The sequence below is a fragment of the Microbulbifer agarilyticus S89 genome (assembly GCF_000220505.1).
Lineage (GTDB): Bacteria > Pseudomonadota > Gammaproteobacteria > Pseudomonadales > Cellvibrionaceae > Microbulbifer > Microbulbifer agarilyticus_B.
The window spans coordinates 14511-32632 of sequence record NZ_AFPJ01000023.1; the positions used below are offsets into that span (position 1 = coordinate 14511).

Sequence of the window (18122 nt, forward strand, 5' to 3'; positions counted from 1 at the left end):
CCCAGTGGACTGGTCGACTCTAGAACTTACCCACCATATTGATGAATACGCCCTGACTGTCGTAATCGAGATCGGTCAGATCATCGGAGAAGTCGGTAAAGTTATACCCAACACCAGCCTTGAAGTTACGCCCCATCTGGCGGTAGAGCGCGAGTAATGCGCCGCTTCTGCGGTCACCGGCTTCCGGCAGGTCGAGCATCCGCCCTTCAATCAGCAGGTCCCACTGGTTGACGAAGTGCCAGTCCGCACGCAGCACATACAGGTGCGCGGTACTGTCGAAGAACTCCGGATTTTCCCGCTCCATGCTCAACTGGCCGAGACGGTAGGCGTACTTGGCACCCAGAGTCCAGCGACGCGTCACGTCGTAGTTGGTGTCCACAGAGAAGATATGACTCTTTTGCACAAAATCGATCGCACTGTTACGGCTGCTTGAAGTCACCACTACCTGGTCGGATGTGGGCACATTGTAAAAATAGGTGTACTTCAACAGGGTGTTCCAGCGGTCGTTATCTACCGGGCGGTAGGCGTAGCCCATAACCCCCTCGGTAAACTTGCCATCATAGAACTGCCCGGCAGAACTCTCGCTGTCGGAATAATTCAGCTTGCCGACGAGGCGCCAGTCAGCACTCAGCTGATAGCTGAGGGCATTTTTCAGTAGCCAGGTCTTGCGCTCGTTTTCCAATACCGACTGCTCAATGATCTGCTCAACTGGCTGATCAACGGGCTCACCAGCAGTGATCTCGCTCGGCGATTCGACGATGTCGACCGTGGATACGCTCAATGTCTGGATATTGTCGACCCGGTACTCCACCGCGGTAGACCAGCGTAAGGCGTCGTCGTTAAAGCCCACACTCGCACCCATGGCGCGACGCTCGGTTTCCGCCCCGGTGCGCGGGTCCTCCAGGGTACCCGCCTCAAGATTGGTGCCGTAACTCCACTTGTCACTGGGCGCCAGATCAACGCCCAGCGCGTGTGTGAGGCCGGTAGACACATCGCCGTGGGTATAGCGTTCTTCACCGTAAATACTGGTGGTGTCCGAGAAGCGGCTGCGGAAGCCGCTATTCAGGTTACCTTTGCGCGCACGCACCCCGGTGTCGGTACGCTCATTGTCGAGGGTGTAATTCAGGTAAAGATTGGTGCGGTCGGTTACCAGGAAATCGGTACCCACACTGGCAGCAGTACCGGTATCGCCGCCGGAGAGTTCGCTATCTACAGTAAAACGATCACTCACCCGATAGGCGCCGCCAAAACCAATCCGGTTATTCTCCTCCCGACTGCCGGAAAGCTCAGCGGTACGCTGTACAAAACCAAATGCACTCCAGTTGGCTCCGGAGTCGTAACCGGCCTGGATGGCCACATCAGTACGGTCGCCCTGTTTTTGCGTCAGCGGTACCACCGGTGACAGATCTTCCCGGGAGTCCGAACGGGCGGCTGCGGCGAGACGCCAGTGGTCACTCAGACGGTATCCAAGTTCCACATCGGTCGCTGCGGTCTGCAGGCCCTGCTGCTGTTCTTTGCTATCGGCTTTAAGCGCTACATCAAAACGCTCGCCAATCGGCACATTGATCGCGCCGCCGTATTGCTCAGTCTCTCTGGCAACCAGTTGCCCGGGTGCGGAGAAACCTGCGTCCCGCTGCTGCGCATAAACTGACACGGAGCCGCGCGCTCCCGAGAAAAAGTCGTCCAACTGCATCGCCGCTTCGACTTTGCTCGCGCCGGCCTTTGCGTTCGGGTCGACTGGTTCAATAGAGTCAATCGAATCGCTCAGATTTCCCTGACTGAAGCTGTAACCACCATCGAGTGATGAAAGACTTTCCAGTGTGTTCCCCTGGCTCTCGGCCGTTTCCAGCTTGATCCAGGTACCGGACGTTTTGCGCAGGGTCAGATCAATGCCATTGAGCGAAGATTCATTGTCTTCTTCATCCTGCTGGCTCGCAGTCACGCCAATACGCACATGATCACCAGCCCAGTAGTGCGCGCGACCGCCCACCGCCAGGGTATCCAAGTCATCGAAACCCGGGGTGTATTCATAGCGGGCAACCAGATACTGCGGGTTACCGTTGTAGGAGCCATCCTGGATAATCAGATTATCGCCAGCAATTGCCGACAGTGGACGATTCAGGACCACCCGCCCCTGAATGTAATCCACATCGTAATCGATGACCGGTGTAAGGTTCTTCACCCCCAATACCAGCCCGGAGTTTTTATCCCGCACTTCCACGCGCAGGCGTTCGGAGCCGGTGAGGATATCCTGGTGGCGCAGGTAATACAGCGAACCGCCGGTACCCCGGAACTCATCGCGACCAGCGATGGTACCGGGCTCGGCACTGAATGCATCTACCTCAAAACGTTTGTCGCCGAAGTCGGTAAGATCATCGGTTTCGAAATGGAAGTTGGCCCCGTACAGCGCGCGGTCGATATGCGCGAGTTCATTGTCGGTATACGACGCCTTGAAGTTACCCCACAGGCCGTAGTCGTCGTAATTTTCCAGTTTGATATAGAACTTGCCGGAGGTCGGTGCATCTTCCACTACGGTGGAGTCGTCACCAAACGTCGGGTAATAGAGGTCGCTATCAAGACGACGGAACAGTGCGTCCGGCGTTTTTTCCATGAAGTTGGAAAACAGCTCGTCGATTGGCCCCTCTTCCGTATCCGCACTGGCAGACAGACGCCAGCCCTCACCAAAACTGCCGCTGGTGTAGAACGCCAGGCGACCGTCGTAGCTTGCGGAATTGTCGTAGTGGGTTTCATCCCCGGTCACCAGCGCCGCCGGGCCATTGGTGTCGTCGTGGGCGATGGTCACATCGGCAATGCCAACGGTAAACCAGTCGTCGCGGTTGAACTCGAGGTCCCGCAGGAATAATTCACCGTTGCCATGTTCGTCCAGCACCGCCACTTCCACAGTGTGCAGCCCCTTGGCAAAAATTTCTTCAGCGACAAAAGTGCCGTCGTTGCTAACCGGCACCTCCCTGCCCGCCAACCACACACTGTGGTTGGTCGGAATTTCTGCGCCATTGACCAGCACCGCGTTACCGCTTACCGGAATATTCTGTTCAGCCAAGCGGTTTTCCCCATACCCCACCAGCAATTCGTTGGCCGTGGTATTTTGCTGTGGCTGCGGCTCGAAATTATCCACCAGCCACAGCGTTTGCGGGCGGGTCTCATCAAAGCGCTGCTTCCAATCGTAAACCCGCAGCACATACTTCAGTTTTTTCAGGGGTGCCTGAAAGCTTTCGAAATCGGCATCCCATTCGCCTTCACCATTCTGGTCCAGTGTCACCACCGCCAGAGGCGCGTCGCGCAGCGATTGCTGCTCCTCAAAAATACGCACTTCCCCGCGGGTAATAAACGCCGGGTAATTCATGTATTGCTTGAACGATACGCGGCTTTCCACCAGTTCGGTTTCCGGGTCATCCGCGTAGCGAATGGTACTGGGGAACGCCGTTACGTTGAGGCGCGGCTGCATGGTTTGGTTGTCAAAACGGAACTGGATGTTGGCTTGCTCGAGCGCGACGTCGGTACAGCGCTGCAAGTCCGCAGAATTCTTGTGTGGGTCGTATTCCGGTGCCCCGTCCACGGTAATGCGCATCAAATTAAGCGCATAGGGATTATGGGCGACGGCTTCCTGTTGCAGGCGTTCAATCTCCAGTCGGTCCTGCTCCGCCAGTATGGCCAGCTCGTCATATAAGACCTGCACCTCGACGCGGGCGCCGTCCATGTGGATAAACCCGGTTTGCACCACGTCCTTGGACTCAACATAACCGCGCCCGTGGAACTCAACCTGGCTGTCTTCAAGGCCAAGTTTTTCCTGTACTGCGCGCATGGTTTTTTGAGCGCGCGCAGACGACAGGCCCACGTCATCGCCGTATACCATGGCCTCGCGACGCTCCATACGCTGGTTATCGCTGTAGCCGACAAAGCTCAGGCGTACATTCGATTTGCCTGCCACTTCCTCCATGAGCCGCTGCATCTGCGCCAGCTGGGCACTGGAGATCTGCGGATCACCGCTATTGTGGAAAATTGGCGGCACCTCACCGGTGGGCGACTCATGCGCAATGGTGATGGTTTCTGCGGTGGCAGACTCGGGGCATGCCTGCACGCCATCGGCAGTCGTTTCCAGCAGGTCGTCATACCAGAACTCAACCTCTACCCGATGGTTGAGGGAGCGCCCCTTGGCGGTGTCGTTGGCGGCGACCGGCTGGGTCGCACCTTTACCGCTGCTGGTCACCATGTAACCCGGCAGATTCAATTGATCCGCTACCGCCAGCGCTACCCGCCGCGCTTCAGCGCGCGACAGGGCCGTCTGATCGTCATATAGCTCGGCCGGGCCCTCCGGGAAAGACGCCGCATTGGTATGGCCGACAAAGTGAATGGTGAGATTGGGTTTATCCAGCAAGGTACTGCGCACCTCCTGAATACGGCGGACAAACCCAGCAGGCAGATCCACCTGCCCGGGCTGCAGGCGCAGCGGGGAAACCAGATTCTTCAGCCGCGCGCGCTGGTCCGAGCCATCACTGTAACGCAGCTTACACACGGTTTCCTGACGGCAGACCTGCACACGATTCAGCTGCAGTGCTTCGGCACGACGCTGGGCATCCCGGGCCTGCTGGTCCAATTCGAAATAGCGCAGTGTCAGGTCTACGCGGCGATTGAGTTCGCGCCCCTGCGCGGTAATATTTTCCGTGAGTGGCTCACTATCACCGCGCGCCTCAACCACGATGGCATCGTCGGGCAGCTCGAGCGCGGCCTGGAAGTACTCCGCAACCCGCTGTGCACGTGCCAGCGCAAAGGCGTTTTTATCCGCGAACTCGGCTTGCTGCTCTTCGCTGAGGGGGCTGGTGTCCGTATGGCCGGTAAAAATCAGCTGCAGCTCATGTGCGTTTTCCAGCGCGGCAAGCTTTTCTTCCAGCTGTGCAATTAATTCCGCAGGCAGTTCATCGTCCACTTCCCGGTACAGCAGAGGCGGCAGCACATCGTTTTCCAATACCGCCTTTTCAGGGGAGATAAACGATTCCGCATCCTGCACCCATAGCTGTCCAACAGCGGGTATCAGGGTGGTTTCGGTATTACTGCCGAGCGGCTTATCGGTGTAGTCAGCGGTACTTTCAATCTGTGGCGAAAGCCCGGGAATTTTCTGCCACCAGGAAACATCTTGCTGACTGGCTTCCTGAGCAAAGGCCGAGGTACCAGCGAGAGCGGCAATGATCATCGCCAGTTTTTTTTGTGAAGGACGAAACATCACCGGGCCCCTCCCTGATCTTCACTTCCGATCATGCGGTTAATACTTTGTCTAAGCTCGTCCAGCACACCGCCGCGTGCGGGCGGCGCGCCTCGGCGCCAGAAAACTTCGGTTTCAATATTCAGCGGATAACAGCAATCCAACGCTGCCCAGTCTTCGGCAATACGCGCCTTGATAGTTTCGAGACGGGCTTGCACCAGCGCCGGATTTTCATTTTCTGCCAAGTAGGACAGACGCAGCAGGGACGGAGCCTCCTGCAAACGCTCCAGCAGCAACTCGGTACGCGACTGCCATTGCGGACGCAACTCGCTGGTTCCTGGCTCGAATACCGCTTCAGCCAGGTCGAGGCGCACTACACGGTGCAGGCTAGCGCCAAAGTTGAACTCCAGCATTTTGCCGCGGGTAGCGCGCTGCACCCGCGGGTTTTCCGTGGTCAAGCGGAAGCCACTAGGCAGGCTGCGGTCATCCAGTTTCAGTACAAAGTTGGAACCGCGGTCCGGGTTCGGTACCGCCGCACAAGTGATATGGAAACGACCGTGCGCGTCTGCAGTTGCCTTCAGGCCATTGGCGGTCACTACACGTGCGCCGGGTACGCCGCCCTCGCCTTTGTCCTGATAGCCATTAAGGTTTTTATCGTCGAATACCTTGCCAATCACATCGGTACAGTCGAACGTCGGGTCGGGTACTACTCGTACCGTGGCCGATGCTTCACCGGAGGTCTGCTGGCCAGACAGTTCATTGAACATACGCGCCCGGTTGATGTACTCGCCTTCACCCACACCGGAACCCACAACCAGCAACAGCTTCATACTATGAATTTGCTCTGGTTCAGCTCGCAGGTTGGGCCACTGCAACTGCAGGCCATTGACCTCGGGCTCTACAGGCTCACCATCCAGGTTTGCGGAGCCGGCAACGTATTTGAAACCAGCCGGGAAATAGTCCACCAGTTGCAAGTCCGTTAACGGTACCGGCAACGAGTTATTGAAGGTGATGGTATACGGCACCAGCTGGCTGCGGGTTACATTCAGCATGGCCGCTGTTTTGGTCAGCGCCAGCGCGCCTTCCAGTTGCGGGTCCAGTGCAATGTGGTTGTTGAACAACTGGCTGCTACCCGGCTGGTTGCTGTCATCCAGATTCAGACGCAGGTAGTAATCCGTCTCCGCACTGCGTGCATCCACATCCACCGGCGGCGGGGTCACCGACGCCTGCACTTCACAGTGGTCTGGCGTTGCGGAGTTCACATCCGCGGCACTACCGATACACGCCGCCACATCAAAGCTGCCGGTATCCACACCTGTTTGCGGTGGGATGATTTGCGATGGCCCGGACACATAGTCTTCGCTGGGCACATCCACTTCGATCAGGTAGTCCGCGTTAATGGCACAGGCGGCACTGCTGAAGTTGATGTCAAACTTGTAGAAACCACCGGTGACCGTCACCTGGTTCTGTTGCTTGGCATCATCAAAGCAGCTTTCCGGCAGCGGCTGGCCACTGGAGGCACTTAACAGGCGAACGCGCGCACCATTCACCGGAGCTCGCAACACCGAATCGTAAACCACACCATTTGGGGTAATCGGCAGGTTCAGGTTCTGCGGGTTGGCCCCGGACTCCACATAAATATTCAGCACCTGTTGCGGCCCGTTGGTGAAATCTGAACTGGCCGTACCCAGTGAAGCCGTGGTGCCGCCGGCATTGGGTGCCAGGTAGCGAATCTCGTAACTGATACCCGGGGCATCCGCACCGTCCATGTTCGGCACAAGCCCATCAAACACGAGGTAGCCGTTTTCATCGCTCTGCACCGTTTCCAGCAGGGCATTGTTGAAATACAGCTCTACACTCCAGTTACTGAGAACGGACTCTTCGGGATCCAGTGCCTCATTGAAATTCACATCGTGCCAGAGGTAGCCGGCAAGGTTGGCGATGCCCGGAGTACCGCCAATATCAATGGCCACCGTCGCTTCGTTATAGACGGGAGGATCGTTCCATTTTACCTGCGCGGTGTTCAGCACCGTGTAACCCATCGCCAGGTTTTCGCCCAGCTTGGCCTCGAAACGCAAAGTAATGGTTTCCGCCGGCTGCAAGTCGCCATAGTTGGTGCTGTAGTCGACGGTAATGAGCGAGCCATCGACCATGATGCCGTCGGGCTGACCGTTAAGCAGTGCGGAGTCCTCTACGTAAGTGAGTACACCTTCACCGGCAACCAGCAGATCGTCATAAATAGTGACCAGGCTCGCCGGCACCGCGCTGATGTTAGTAACCCGCACGATGTATTCGAGCACCTCGCCGGACTCCGCGGCACCGCCGCCAACCACGGCCACTTCCTTGGTGATGGAGAGCTGCTGCGCATCGCCCACGACGACCTCGGTCGGCTGGGCACCGTTGCTGCTGTTTTCATCCGCGTCCGTCAGTGTCAGGGGCACCTCTAGGCTGTAAATATTGCCCTGGTTACTGATAATGGTGCCGCGCTCGGTATCGGCATTGACCATGACATCAAACACGATAGTCGCCGCCTGCCCGGTCGTCAGGATGCCATCGGTCCCCACGGGTAGCGGCGGCGTCAGGTCATCACTGCTGATCGCAATACCGGCTACCAGTGGTGAATCGGCACCGTCGTCGGCCATAGCGAAGCCATTCAGGGTCGTGCTACCCGCGACGTAAGTCGTGTACTCGGGCACCAGATCCATAAAGCGCGCTTCACTGGCGTCTTTGCCACCCAAATTGCTAATGACGATGGTGTAGCGCAGCACGTCTTCCGGATCGACAATGCCGGCAGTCATATTGTCTACCACCAGCTCAACCGTCTTGTGTCCACGGACCAGCGGCACATTGCCAACGATATCGATGGTGGGGTCGTCGACGACCTCAGTAGTCGGGTCGTCGGAGGGCTGTTCATCCAGGGGAACATCTTCCCCGCCGGCATTCACTCCGACGCCAACGCCATTGGCAAAGCCCTGGTTGGAAATAACCGTGCCGTCATTCACCTCATTGATAATGACATCAAAAATAATCACCGCAGCCTGTGCACCGGATGCACTCGGATCCGCCAGCAATTCACCCGAATCAGCACCGGGTGATTGGATAGTCAGCGTTTCGGCCAGTGGTGTACTGCCGTTGATATCATCCAGTGCCGCACCATTCAGTGAGGTGGAACCGGCAACATAGGTGGTATTGGCAGGGACCTGATCTCTCAGGCTTGCCTCACGCATGTTTTCATTACCAATGTTTTCCACACGCAGGGTATAGCGCAGGGTGTCACCGGGCATCAGGCTGTCAGGCTCGCCGGTGAGGTCTTCGGAGATTTTTTCCACTTTGAACACTGGCGCCGACTCGATAATGACCTGCGTCGGGTCTTCGTCACCAGCAACATCCGGGTCTTCCACACCGTTCAGGTTTGGATCATCACTGACAAACGCCGATTGTCCCGGCAGTTCAAGTCGCGCCTGGTTGAGTACCACACTGCCGTTGTCGATAACCGTGGCAAGTTGCACTTCAAACACAATCTCAATGCTATCGCCAGGCTCACCGGCGGCGGCAAGGCTGAGACTGCGAACATCCAGCAGTCCCGCACTATTGGTGCCACCAGTAGCATCGGTTGCACTGCTGTCTGCACCAGTCGGTGCGCTAATGATATTGAGTGTGCCCGATGTGAATGCGGTGAAGGCATTCAGGCTACCGAGATCGTCCTGCACACTGAAATCGTCTACCGCAACGTCTTCCTCATTTGTCAGTGTCAGCGTGTAGCGCAGCAGGTCAGCAGGGCTTGCATTAACCGCCGGGCTTTCGCCACGGGTGATATTTTCCACAGACTTGGCAAATGCCACCCGCGGAACCTGCGCACTAATCGTCAACGCATCTTCAAAGTCCACCACACTTGGCGAACCATCGGTGAGCGTGCGATCGTAAACCCGGCGCAGATCCTCGGTAGACGGTAATCCGTACCATTGGGTGGCACCAGCGATATTGGTTAATGCTGCACCGTTTTCCGTGTCGACATCCAGATAGGCATCGTAAGCGAGCTGCAAGTGATGATCTGCGGCTATCGCGCCCCCGTCACCAAGCGTGGTGACAATCAAGGTACAACTATCCACATCGTAACTGGTGGTAAAGTCGGTACCGGCGGTAAGCGTACTAACGTTATTGCCCGCACCATCAAGCAATTCGGCAGTAATATTCTCCGGCGGCGTTGCACACATACCGCCCTGCTCACCTGCGTCACCGGCACTCGGCAGAATATCGGTCAGGGTTACCTCATAGGCACTGCCCTCACCGGTGTTATGCACATCCAGTACAAAGCGCCCAGGTAAACCCGCCTGTACATTTGCCGGGCCGGTCTTATCCATGATCAGGTCCGGTTCGACAATGGTGAAGCGCACATCATTACCGCCACCGGGCAGGTTTACGCCCCCTTCTTCATAGGTAAAGTCGGCGGCATTGATGATTTCCGTTCCCGCGACAGCGGTGGCTACGTCGGCCACCCGCGCAAAAATCTCAATTTCTGCCACGCTGCCAACAGCGATGGTAGGAATATCAAAAGTAATGGTGCCGGACGCCTGATCCACTACCGGATCAAACACCTCACCGTTTAAGGTGGCGGATTCGAACAGCACGATATCGCCAAGGCTTTGCAGCGTATCGATCACCTGTACATTGCGCAGCGCCACCGCATCATTGGCAACACCCGGCACCGCAATACGATAATGAATTTGCTCGCCAACCGTCGCCGTACCATCGGCCGGCAGCAGTAGCGTTTTCACCAGTGGCTCCACTACCGCAGCCGCAGTACTCATGGAGAAAGGTACTGGCAGGTCAACCGGGCCATATTGTTGGCCACTGCTATCGGGCAGGGACCAATATTGATCTACCGTGAAGGTGTTCACCCAGGATTGGTCACCGCCCACATCCTGATAGAAACCGATGTCGTAATCGATATCCAGGCAGAGCCCTGCGGGCACCGGCACACCCAGGTTAAACACCATATCCCCACCACGCGCGGTCGGCGCAGTATAGCTATAGTCACCATCCATCAACGGCGCGCCGTCGATGGATACCTGTACATTGGCTATGGACGATTCATCCATTTCCATCGCCAGATTATCGGTCAGCTGCAGGTTGTACGCCGGTGCATCGCCCACGTTACATGCGTGCAAACGGAACTGCATGACATCGTTGATCAGGTCGATGTTGTTGTATGGGTTCGGTTTACCGCTGCGCTCGGTTTTCTCGAGGCTGTCGATCACGGGCTGTAATAGGGTTACCAGCGCAGTATCTTCCAGAGAGTCACTGCCGTAGGTAAGTTGTGCGGTATTGGTTAGGGACTGCGAGGGCACGTGGCTAATGCCGTTGTCTTCCGCAACTTTTACCCGGTATTCGATGATCAGCGGCGAGCTCGCGGAGAAATCGCGGGTAACGTCTCCTATCGTCCAACTAATCACACCCTCCGCACCCTGTGCGGGCACCGCGCTGGCCGGGATTTCGCCATAGTCGAAACCATTGCTCGGCGCGTACGGCGCACTGGTGTCGCCATTGATGCTGACGACCCCATCAAATACGAGACCCGCCGGCAATGTATCCTGCACTGCAACAGACGGCGTGGTGCCTGCCTGCAAGCTCAGTTGCAGACGGTAGGTCACAAAGTCACCGACTCGCAGGGTGCCAATGTCGGAATCCGTATCGGTATCTTCCACAACGGATTTGTCGATGGCCGTATTGTCTTCGGTGATGATGCTGGCCTGCACCGGACCAACACAATAGTCGTCCGGGGCGGTGACGGTCGGGCAGCCATTACCGTGACGTTCAAACTCCGGCTCGCCGGCAACATTTTCGTTTAGCGAACTCCAGTCCAACGTCACACTGTTGTTAATCGGATTACCGAAGACCGAACGCACTTGGGCACGATACACCAGCACCAGTTCACTGCCCTGTGGCAGGTCGAGACTGTTATCACTGTTGCCCTTGCCCCACACCAGCGGCCCCAGGGGCGCGCCAGACGGCGCAGCGACAAAACCGGCCACATCTGTTGTATCGATCTGCGCAGTCGGCGTGAAGCTGTCATCCAGCTGCAATTCCGACGGCAACGTATCAACCAGATTCAAATCAAAGGCATCGGCCGAGGAGCCGCCGGCGTGGGTAACCCGCAGGGTATATTCCAGCACGTCACCGCCTTGCGCCGGTTGACCATCATTGGTCAGGTTGGCAACGGTCTTCTCCAGTTGCAGCAGTGGTTCAACCACGGTGGTTGCCGGGGCCGCGGCACCCAATGACTCTGCCACACCGGTCACTGGGTTCAGATAATTCAGCGTGGCAGTGTTAACCAGGCTATCGCCCGCATCGGTACCGGTATCATTGTTAATACGCGCAAAGTACTGAATGCGAATGGTGGGGGTCACATCATTGACCGTCACATCATCTTCGTGGGCTGTATCCACGGTGCCGATTTCCCAGGTAACCGTACCTGGCGTGGTGGTACCGTCGGCGGGGAATCCGGTAAGCGCTGCCTCGGACGGCGTTTCGCCATTAATGGCGTCGATACCGATAAACTCGTAGGTAATGTCGTAATCACTATTGTGCGTCAACGCATAGCCAGTGCCATTGGCGTTAAGCACGTCGGAAACAGACACCTCGGTAGTGATCCCTTCCGGCAGCAGTATTTCAAGCTGGAAATGCTTGTGCGCACCAATGGTGGGGACCACGGTATCGTCGAGGTCGGATTTGCTTATAGTCAGTGGCAATACTTCGGTTTCGGCGTCTGCAGTCGTTTCGTAGTCGTTCACCGCATCGCCGAGATTCGGCAACGCGCCGATGCGCATACCGTCAATTTCACCATCGTTGCCGATCACACCACTACTATTTAACGCAACATCATCACCGGGCAAGGATTGCCAGCGGCTTTTGATAGTGTTGGACAGGACTTCATGCGGTGCGACATCCTGGTTAACGCGCACCTGGAAGGTAAAGGATTTGGATTCACCGGGGGCAATGGCGTAATCACTATTACTGCGGTCCCAGGCGAAGGTCGGGGCATTGGTGTTCACACCATCATTGTCGCTATCGGGAGGGTCGTTACCACCGATGTTGCCGACATAGGTGTAGCGACTTCCCACGAGATCATCCAACACCTGCAGGTTGTACGCAGAGGCAGAACCGATATTTTCTGCGGTAACGGTCACCGTGAGAATATCGTCCGCATCGGCATTGGTAACATCAAATGCTTTCTGCAGGGCAATTTGCGGTTCGAGCACCGTGAAACTATGGCTTTCAAACGCAATACGCTGTTGCGCGCCGGTTTCATCAATGTAGGAAACTTCCGCTGTGGTTGCACTACCACCATTGGTGATGACATTACCGTCATTGGTTTGCGCACTGTTTTCCAACCGCGCGAAAAAGTCTACCGGCAGGTCCAGGCGGCGGCCGCCTGCGGTGGTCAAATCCTGTAGACCAAAATTCCAGGTAATGCTGTCGTTGTTACAGCTAATACCACCATTAGCGATCGTAAACTGGCCGCCGGGTTCGAAACTCGCTCCCGACGCCGCTGCGATCGCATCCAGATCCACTTCTGGCGCATCGGTACAACGCAATCCTTCCGGCAAGGTATCGGTAATCGTCAGCTCACGCAGACGTGAAGGCGGAATCTGTGCGGTCAGGCGATAGCGAATTTCCTCACCCACAACGAGGGCGCTGCCATCGGCGCTGCTTGGGGTTACCAGAGCCGCCTCGATGGTCGCACTAGTCACCGCCTCTTTGGGCTGGGTTTCCACCGGGATTATCTGCATATTCGCAGTGGTGCTTTCGGTCTGGTAATGCCGCGCGCGCCCACTATTGTCCGGAGACCCGAGGTCATCCCCCAAACCATCCAGATTTGCATCACTTTCGAGCTGCGGTACGTTCTGGTTACCAAATGCGTTCGCCAGGGAATCGTAGCGCGCGAAAGTGGTGTTCAGGAACGGCTGCAACGGTGCGACCGACTGGTGCGGTGCCACACGATACAGGAAGGAAACACTCTCGCCTGCATTCAGGCGCTTAAGCGCATCAGAAAGATCGTGACGGAACGTAATTACCGCAGGTGTGCCGCCATCGTTACAATGCGTGGGAATATCGTAATCGTTCTGGAAAGGTGCTGTGCCGAGGAAACCTTCCTGGGTACCATCGGCTTCGTCACTGCCATCCCCATCGTTATCCAGGCCATCGCTACCAAAATCCTGCACACACATTTGGCCGCGGGCATCGAGATTATCGATAACAACCAGGTCGTAACCAGGAGCACGCGGTACACCGCTATCACTGGTACGGTTACTAACGGTGATTTTGTAGATAAAGGTATCGAACCGAGTACCTTCGGCGTTATCGGCAAAATCACTGTCACTGGCACAGCCGCCACTGGTGGTCTCGTTACACACCAGTTTTTCAATTTCAAATTCGGGTTCTGCAACCGTCAGGTCTTCACGCCAATCCGCCTCTTCCGGGTAGCCGGGGATATTGGGGCGGCCGCCACTATTGTCGATCACGATGCTCTCGGTATCGTAAACCGCAGTAAACACAGCACGCGCATAATCGGTACTCACGGCCGCATGCTGGTTGGGAGCAGCGACGGTGTCGACCGGATCATTCAGCAGGCGAGTGGTCATATCCGCGAGGAACCAGCGGTTGCGCACGTTGATGGTATCGACAAAGCGCCACTGCAAGTCGATTTCACTCAACGGGTCATTCAACCCACCGGCCTCGTTGGCACCTGACAGATGCACGTCACAGGCTGTATCAGAGTTCGGGAAGTTCGCGTCGCTACACTGCAGGTTAGTGTGGCTGATATATCCCTGGCCATCAGGCATATCATCACTAACAGAAATGCCATTTACCTCAATAAGTGTGTAACCAGGGGTTTGAAAGCCGAACCAGCCACCAGCATAGATTTCAAAGCGACAGTCTTCACCAATCAGGATATTCTCTTCCACACCCGCGCGATTACCTGCCGCCAACTCGGTACAACTGCCGGGCACCAATGACTTCAACAGGTTGAAACCGAGAACTTTCGAGCGCACGCCATCGAGAGAATAGTTATTGGCCAGTTGCGCGGATGGCGTGGTATCAACCAATGATGTAGGTGTTGGGAAATCGAGTGGCGTACCATCATGCAGCGTGATTTCACCGACTACATCCGCACGGAACGTCAGGTCATCATCCACAGCTGCATGATTTTTCTGCACTTCGAAGGTTACCCGCTCGGTGCCACCCGGAGCGATGGGGGCCGCTAGGTTTGTCCCCGTACAGGCAAAAACGGTGGATGAGCTCGGCAAGTATGCGGGCTTATTCCAGATTGGGTGGCCGGGCACAGTGCCGGCACTTGGATTACCCAACGCAATACAGCCGCGGTCATTGCCGATGACCGCCATTGCCTCACCGAAAGTCACATAAACGGTGAAATTATCCGCATCGTGACCACCATTATTAGTGATATCCACACTCAATTCGGTGGTCCCGCTATCGCGCACGATATATAAGGGATGGACTGTGGATAAATCCAGATCCTCTGGATCTGGCGTCACAGGTGTATCGACAGCGAACGCACGAGTAGTGCCCGGGTTACAAAAGTCTTCGTACTCGATTGTCAGGGCATTAGCGGCGAGCGCGACATTACTATCTGGATCGGTAGCCGGCACACTGACTGGCGACTCGACCTCCAAGTCCAGCTCGGCGGCCACATCATAGAAATCGCGCTCAACCGTTACGATGCGAAAACGGATTTGCACCTGATCTCCATGACGCATCATATTTTCCTGGTCGGAATAAATGGGGTGAGACCCGCTACTCAACAAGCGAAATTGAGGCTGATTATTATTTAAGGGGTCGGCATCCCACTGGTTCCAGTTGGCACCAACACGCCATTCAAGCGTATCGACCATACCTGGATAGGACGAGGCATAATTCGCTCCGTGGCCTCCGTCATAATTCCGCCCTGTCCCCGCCGACAAAATCTGGGGGGTATAAGTCGTATCGACAACATACTCATCGGGTAGATCATTGCTCAATACAATGTTTTTGACTGAGCCTCCGCTTTGGTTGTTCACTGTGATCGTAACAAAGCCTGAGGCGCCCAGGGGCTGGGCAGTATTGGTACCGGTAATCTCTACATCAACATCCAAATTACTGTCGGAGAGAGTAATCATGTCCTCAGTTTCAGGCTGATTACCTACGCTACCGGCAACCGCAGAGCTGATACCACCGGCACCATTGCCGGTTACCTCACAGCCCCACTGCAAATCTCCTACAGTATTGGTGCTGTTTTCGCACGAGGTGGTAACTTTACCCACCAGGTAGAGCACGTTATACCCACCCACCGGGACATCCACGATTCCCGAACCACCGAAGGGATTTATAAGCTCAAAATCGTCAAGCGTCTGGCCGGCGGATATACAAGAAGACCCACTTGGAGCGACACCATTGTTGTTCGCCACCGCCAATGCCGAAGCTTGTGTAGGGCATGCATACTCAATATCCGTATTTGGGTTTGGCACCATAGTGTCCAGACGGACATCCTGCATGTCCGCTTGCCCATTGTTGTTGATGCGGACCCGCCAAACTACATCGTCATTGATGTTGCCATATACATCATTCGACCAATTGGTTTGCCCGGCATCAATATTTCGCCCCTGGTTCTGGATAGACGGTTCTGGTTCACGAAGCTCGAGCACCTGGCTGTCACTACCACTACCCGTCTCAGCCCCACAATAGTCGAAACTTGCCTGCGCAATCACGCTGCGTGATAAGGGCGTAGCAACGAGGTTTTCTTCTTGTCCCGGCCGGCTGCGTACATTGAAGCTAATATCAATATATTCACACTGATTGTCATACACGTCGCTATAGGAACTTCCGCTATCACAACTGCCCGGAGAGCCGGGTATGTCTGAAAGGCTCACCGCTATACTGTCGTCGCCTGCGCTCGGGATTCCGCCTGTAACAGCACCACCGCTGATCGAAAAACCACCAGCATATTCCAACCGAGGATTATCTAGATCCATGGTCAGAGTGAGGTTTTCCAAAGTTTCATTGGAGGGGTTTCTTACTCGTACAGAGACCTGACCTTCCCCACACAATTCACAATAACTGTTGTTTTCAATTGCGATGACACGCGGTAGCGCTCCACCGACAGAGCAATTCAATACCGCCTCAGCATCCGGAGCATGAAACATGCTGCCAAGACCGGCGACAACCATCGCGGCCAGTGCACTAGTGAAAGATTTTCGCCCTGTTACTTCAGACTTCATCGCTTTCCGCTGCCAGTCAGTTTTATTGTTTGCCAACTGCCGCACAGGCAGCAGTACCGGAGAAGGGGCCGGTCGCGGAACTTTATTGGAAGGGAAGGATCACCGCCGTGAAACAAGTCAAAATTGCCGGCGTAAGAGGGGAGCTTTTTCTATCTTTGCCAAGCAGTTCTCAAGTAAAGCTCAGGTAATTTCTTAAGAAACAAAACAACCACTCGGAAAAGGTCCGAGCGGTTGTTTTTTGACCGCAAGTTACGCAGCCGGCAGGAAGTCGATCGGGTACAAAATAGTGATGGTCGGCACACCGGCCTTTTCACCAAAGTTAAACCGCTTCACCCGTGCCACAATCTTGCTATCCAGTGCCGGGGAGTCCATATCACTGGTCTCCACCGCCGCCAGAGACACCGAGCCATCTGGCTGGATGGTGATTCGCAACACCATCTTGCCCTGCAGCGCCGGATTATTCCGCAGCTCGCGATTGTAGATCCGGTACAGTGCAGACTTGTATCGGTCAAACACGATCTGAATCTCTTCGTCGGTCCTGGATGGTCCCACACCATCGCTGAGCGGACGCTCTTCGCCGGCAAAGTCGCCCTCAGTACCGATACCACTGGACACTCTGGAGAAACTCACCCCATCCAGCGCAGAACCCACGCCGCCGGTATTCCGGCTGAGCGCCGCGGTATTGATACCGTCAGACCCGGATTTCGCAGCCGCGGTAATCAGTGAACGTTGACTACGATTTTCCTTCTTGCCTGCGGTACTGAGCTGAGTCTGGTTACCCAGGCGATTATCGAGATCATCCTGGATAAGATCCTGGAAGTTATCCTTGAAGGCCAAGACACCGGCACGCTCCACTTTCTTGCGTACCTGCTTCTTCTCGACATTCGACGGCTTGGGCTCTTCCTTCGCCACTTGCTGCTTAGGCTTCTCGGGCTCTTTTTTCTTCTCCTCGGGCTTCTTCACCACTGGCTCTGGCTTGGGTTTGGGCTTCTTTTTCTCCAACACCAGCTTGGCCAGACGCTCGGGTACCTCGACAACTTCATCTTCGTCAGGCTCGGGCAATTGCCAAACATGCACACCAAAGCCGAGGAAGAAAGCCAGCAATAAACAGGCAAGCAGGCTCTTGCGGAAGCGGTGCTCATCCTCACCGTTGGTGCTCCACGGCATGGTACCGTCGCGGAACGCGGATGTACCCAGCTCGCGCGTTACTTCGTATTCGTAGTGAACCTCTTCCTCTGCCTGCCGGATCTCGCGGAATTCGGCATCCAGATCGAAAAGCTCATCACGGCAATCCTCGATCTGCGCCTGGAGCTTGCTCTTCCGCTCATGCAGCAGGTCAATATTCGCATGGTAGATACTGACTGTTTTCTGCAGGCGGTGAATAAGCGCCTTGGACGCATCCTGTTTGTAGTGCTCTGCCCAGAACAGATCTCCCGCACCCGCTTCTTCCAGCTGGCCGAGGCGGTCGGAAATCTCATCCAGCAGCTGATGCTTGGCTTCATCCCGGTGCAGCGCCTCCAGCTTGCCATCAACCTGCCCGCACTCTTCCTCGAGTACAGCCAGCTGCTGGCGAACCGCGTCCTGCTTGGCGGCCAGTGCCTGTTTTTGTTGATGAAATTTATTCACAA

At 55.9% G+C, this 18122-nt stretch carries 4 protein-coding genes; 1 reads left to right on the forward strand and 3 read right to left on the reverse strand.

Annotated features, from left to right (window positions below; genetic code table 11):
• Window positions 1-19 precede the first annotated feature (19 nt).
• On the reverse strand, window positions 20-5239 hold the full coding sequence (locus AS89_RS0106395) for an OmpA family protein (protein ID WP_010131631.1): 5220 nt from the start codon (window positions 5237-5239) through the stop codon (window positions 20-22).
• Window positions 5239-16146, reverse strand: coding sequence for an isopeptide-forming domain-containing fimbrial protein (locus tag AS89_RS17075; protein WP_158217345.1), 10908 nt, complete (start codon window positions 16144-16146; stop codon window positions 5239-5241). The genes AS89_RS0106395 and AS89_RS17075 overlap by 1 nt, the downstream gene beginning before the upstream one ends.
• A 313-nt stretch (window positions 16147-16459) precedes the next feature.
• Here AS89_RS17075 and AS89_RS18765 point away from each other — a divergent pair, with 313 nt between their 5' ends.
• A complete protein-coding gene (locus AS89_RS18765) occupies window positions 16460-16690 on the forward strand; it encodes a hypothetical protein (protein ID WP_158217346.1) in 231 nt (76 codons plus the stop codon).
• A gap of 53 nt (window positions 16691-16743) precedes the next feature.
• Here the strand turns inward: AS89_RS18765 and AS89_RS0106405 are convergent, their stop codons facing one another.
• On the reverse strand, window positions 16744-18120 hold the full coding sequence (locus tag AS89_RS0106405) for an AgmX/PglI C-terminal domain-containing protein (RefSeq protein WP_010131633.1): 1377 nt from the start codon (window positions 18118-18120) through the stop codon (window positions 16744-16746).
• Between the last annotated feature and the right edge of the window lie 2 nt (window positions 18121-18122).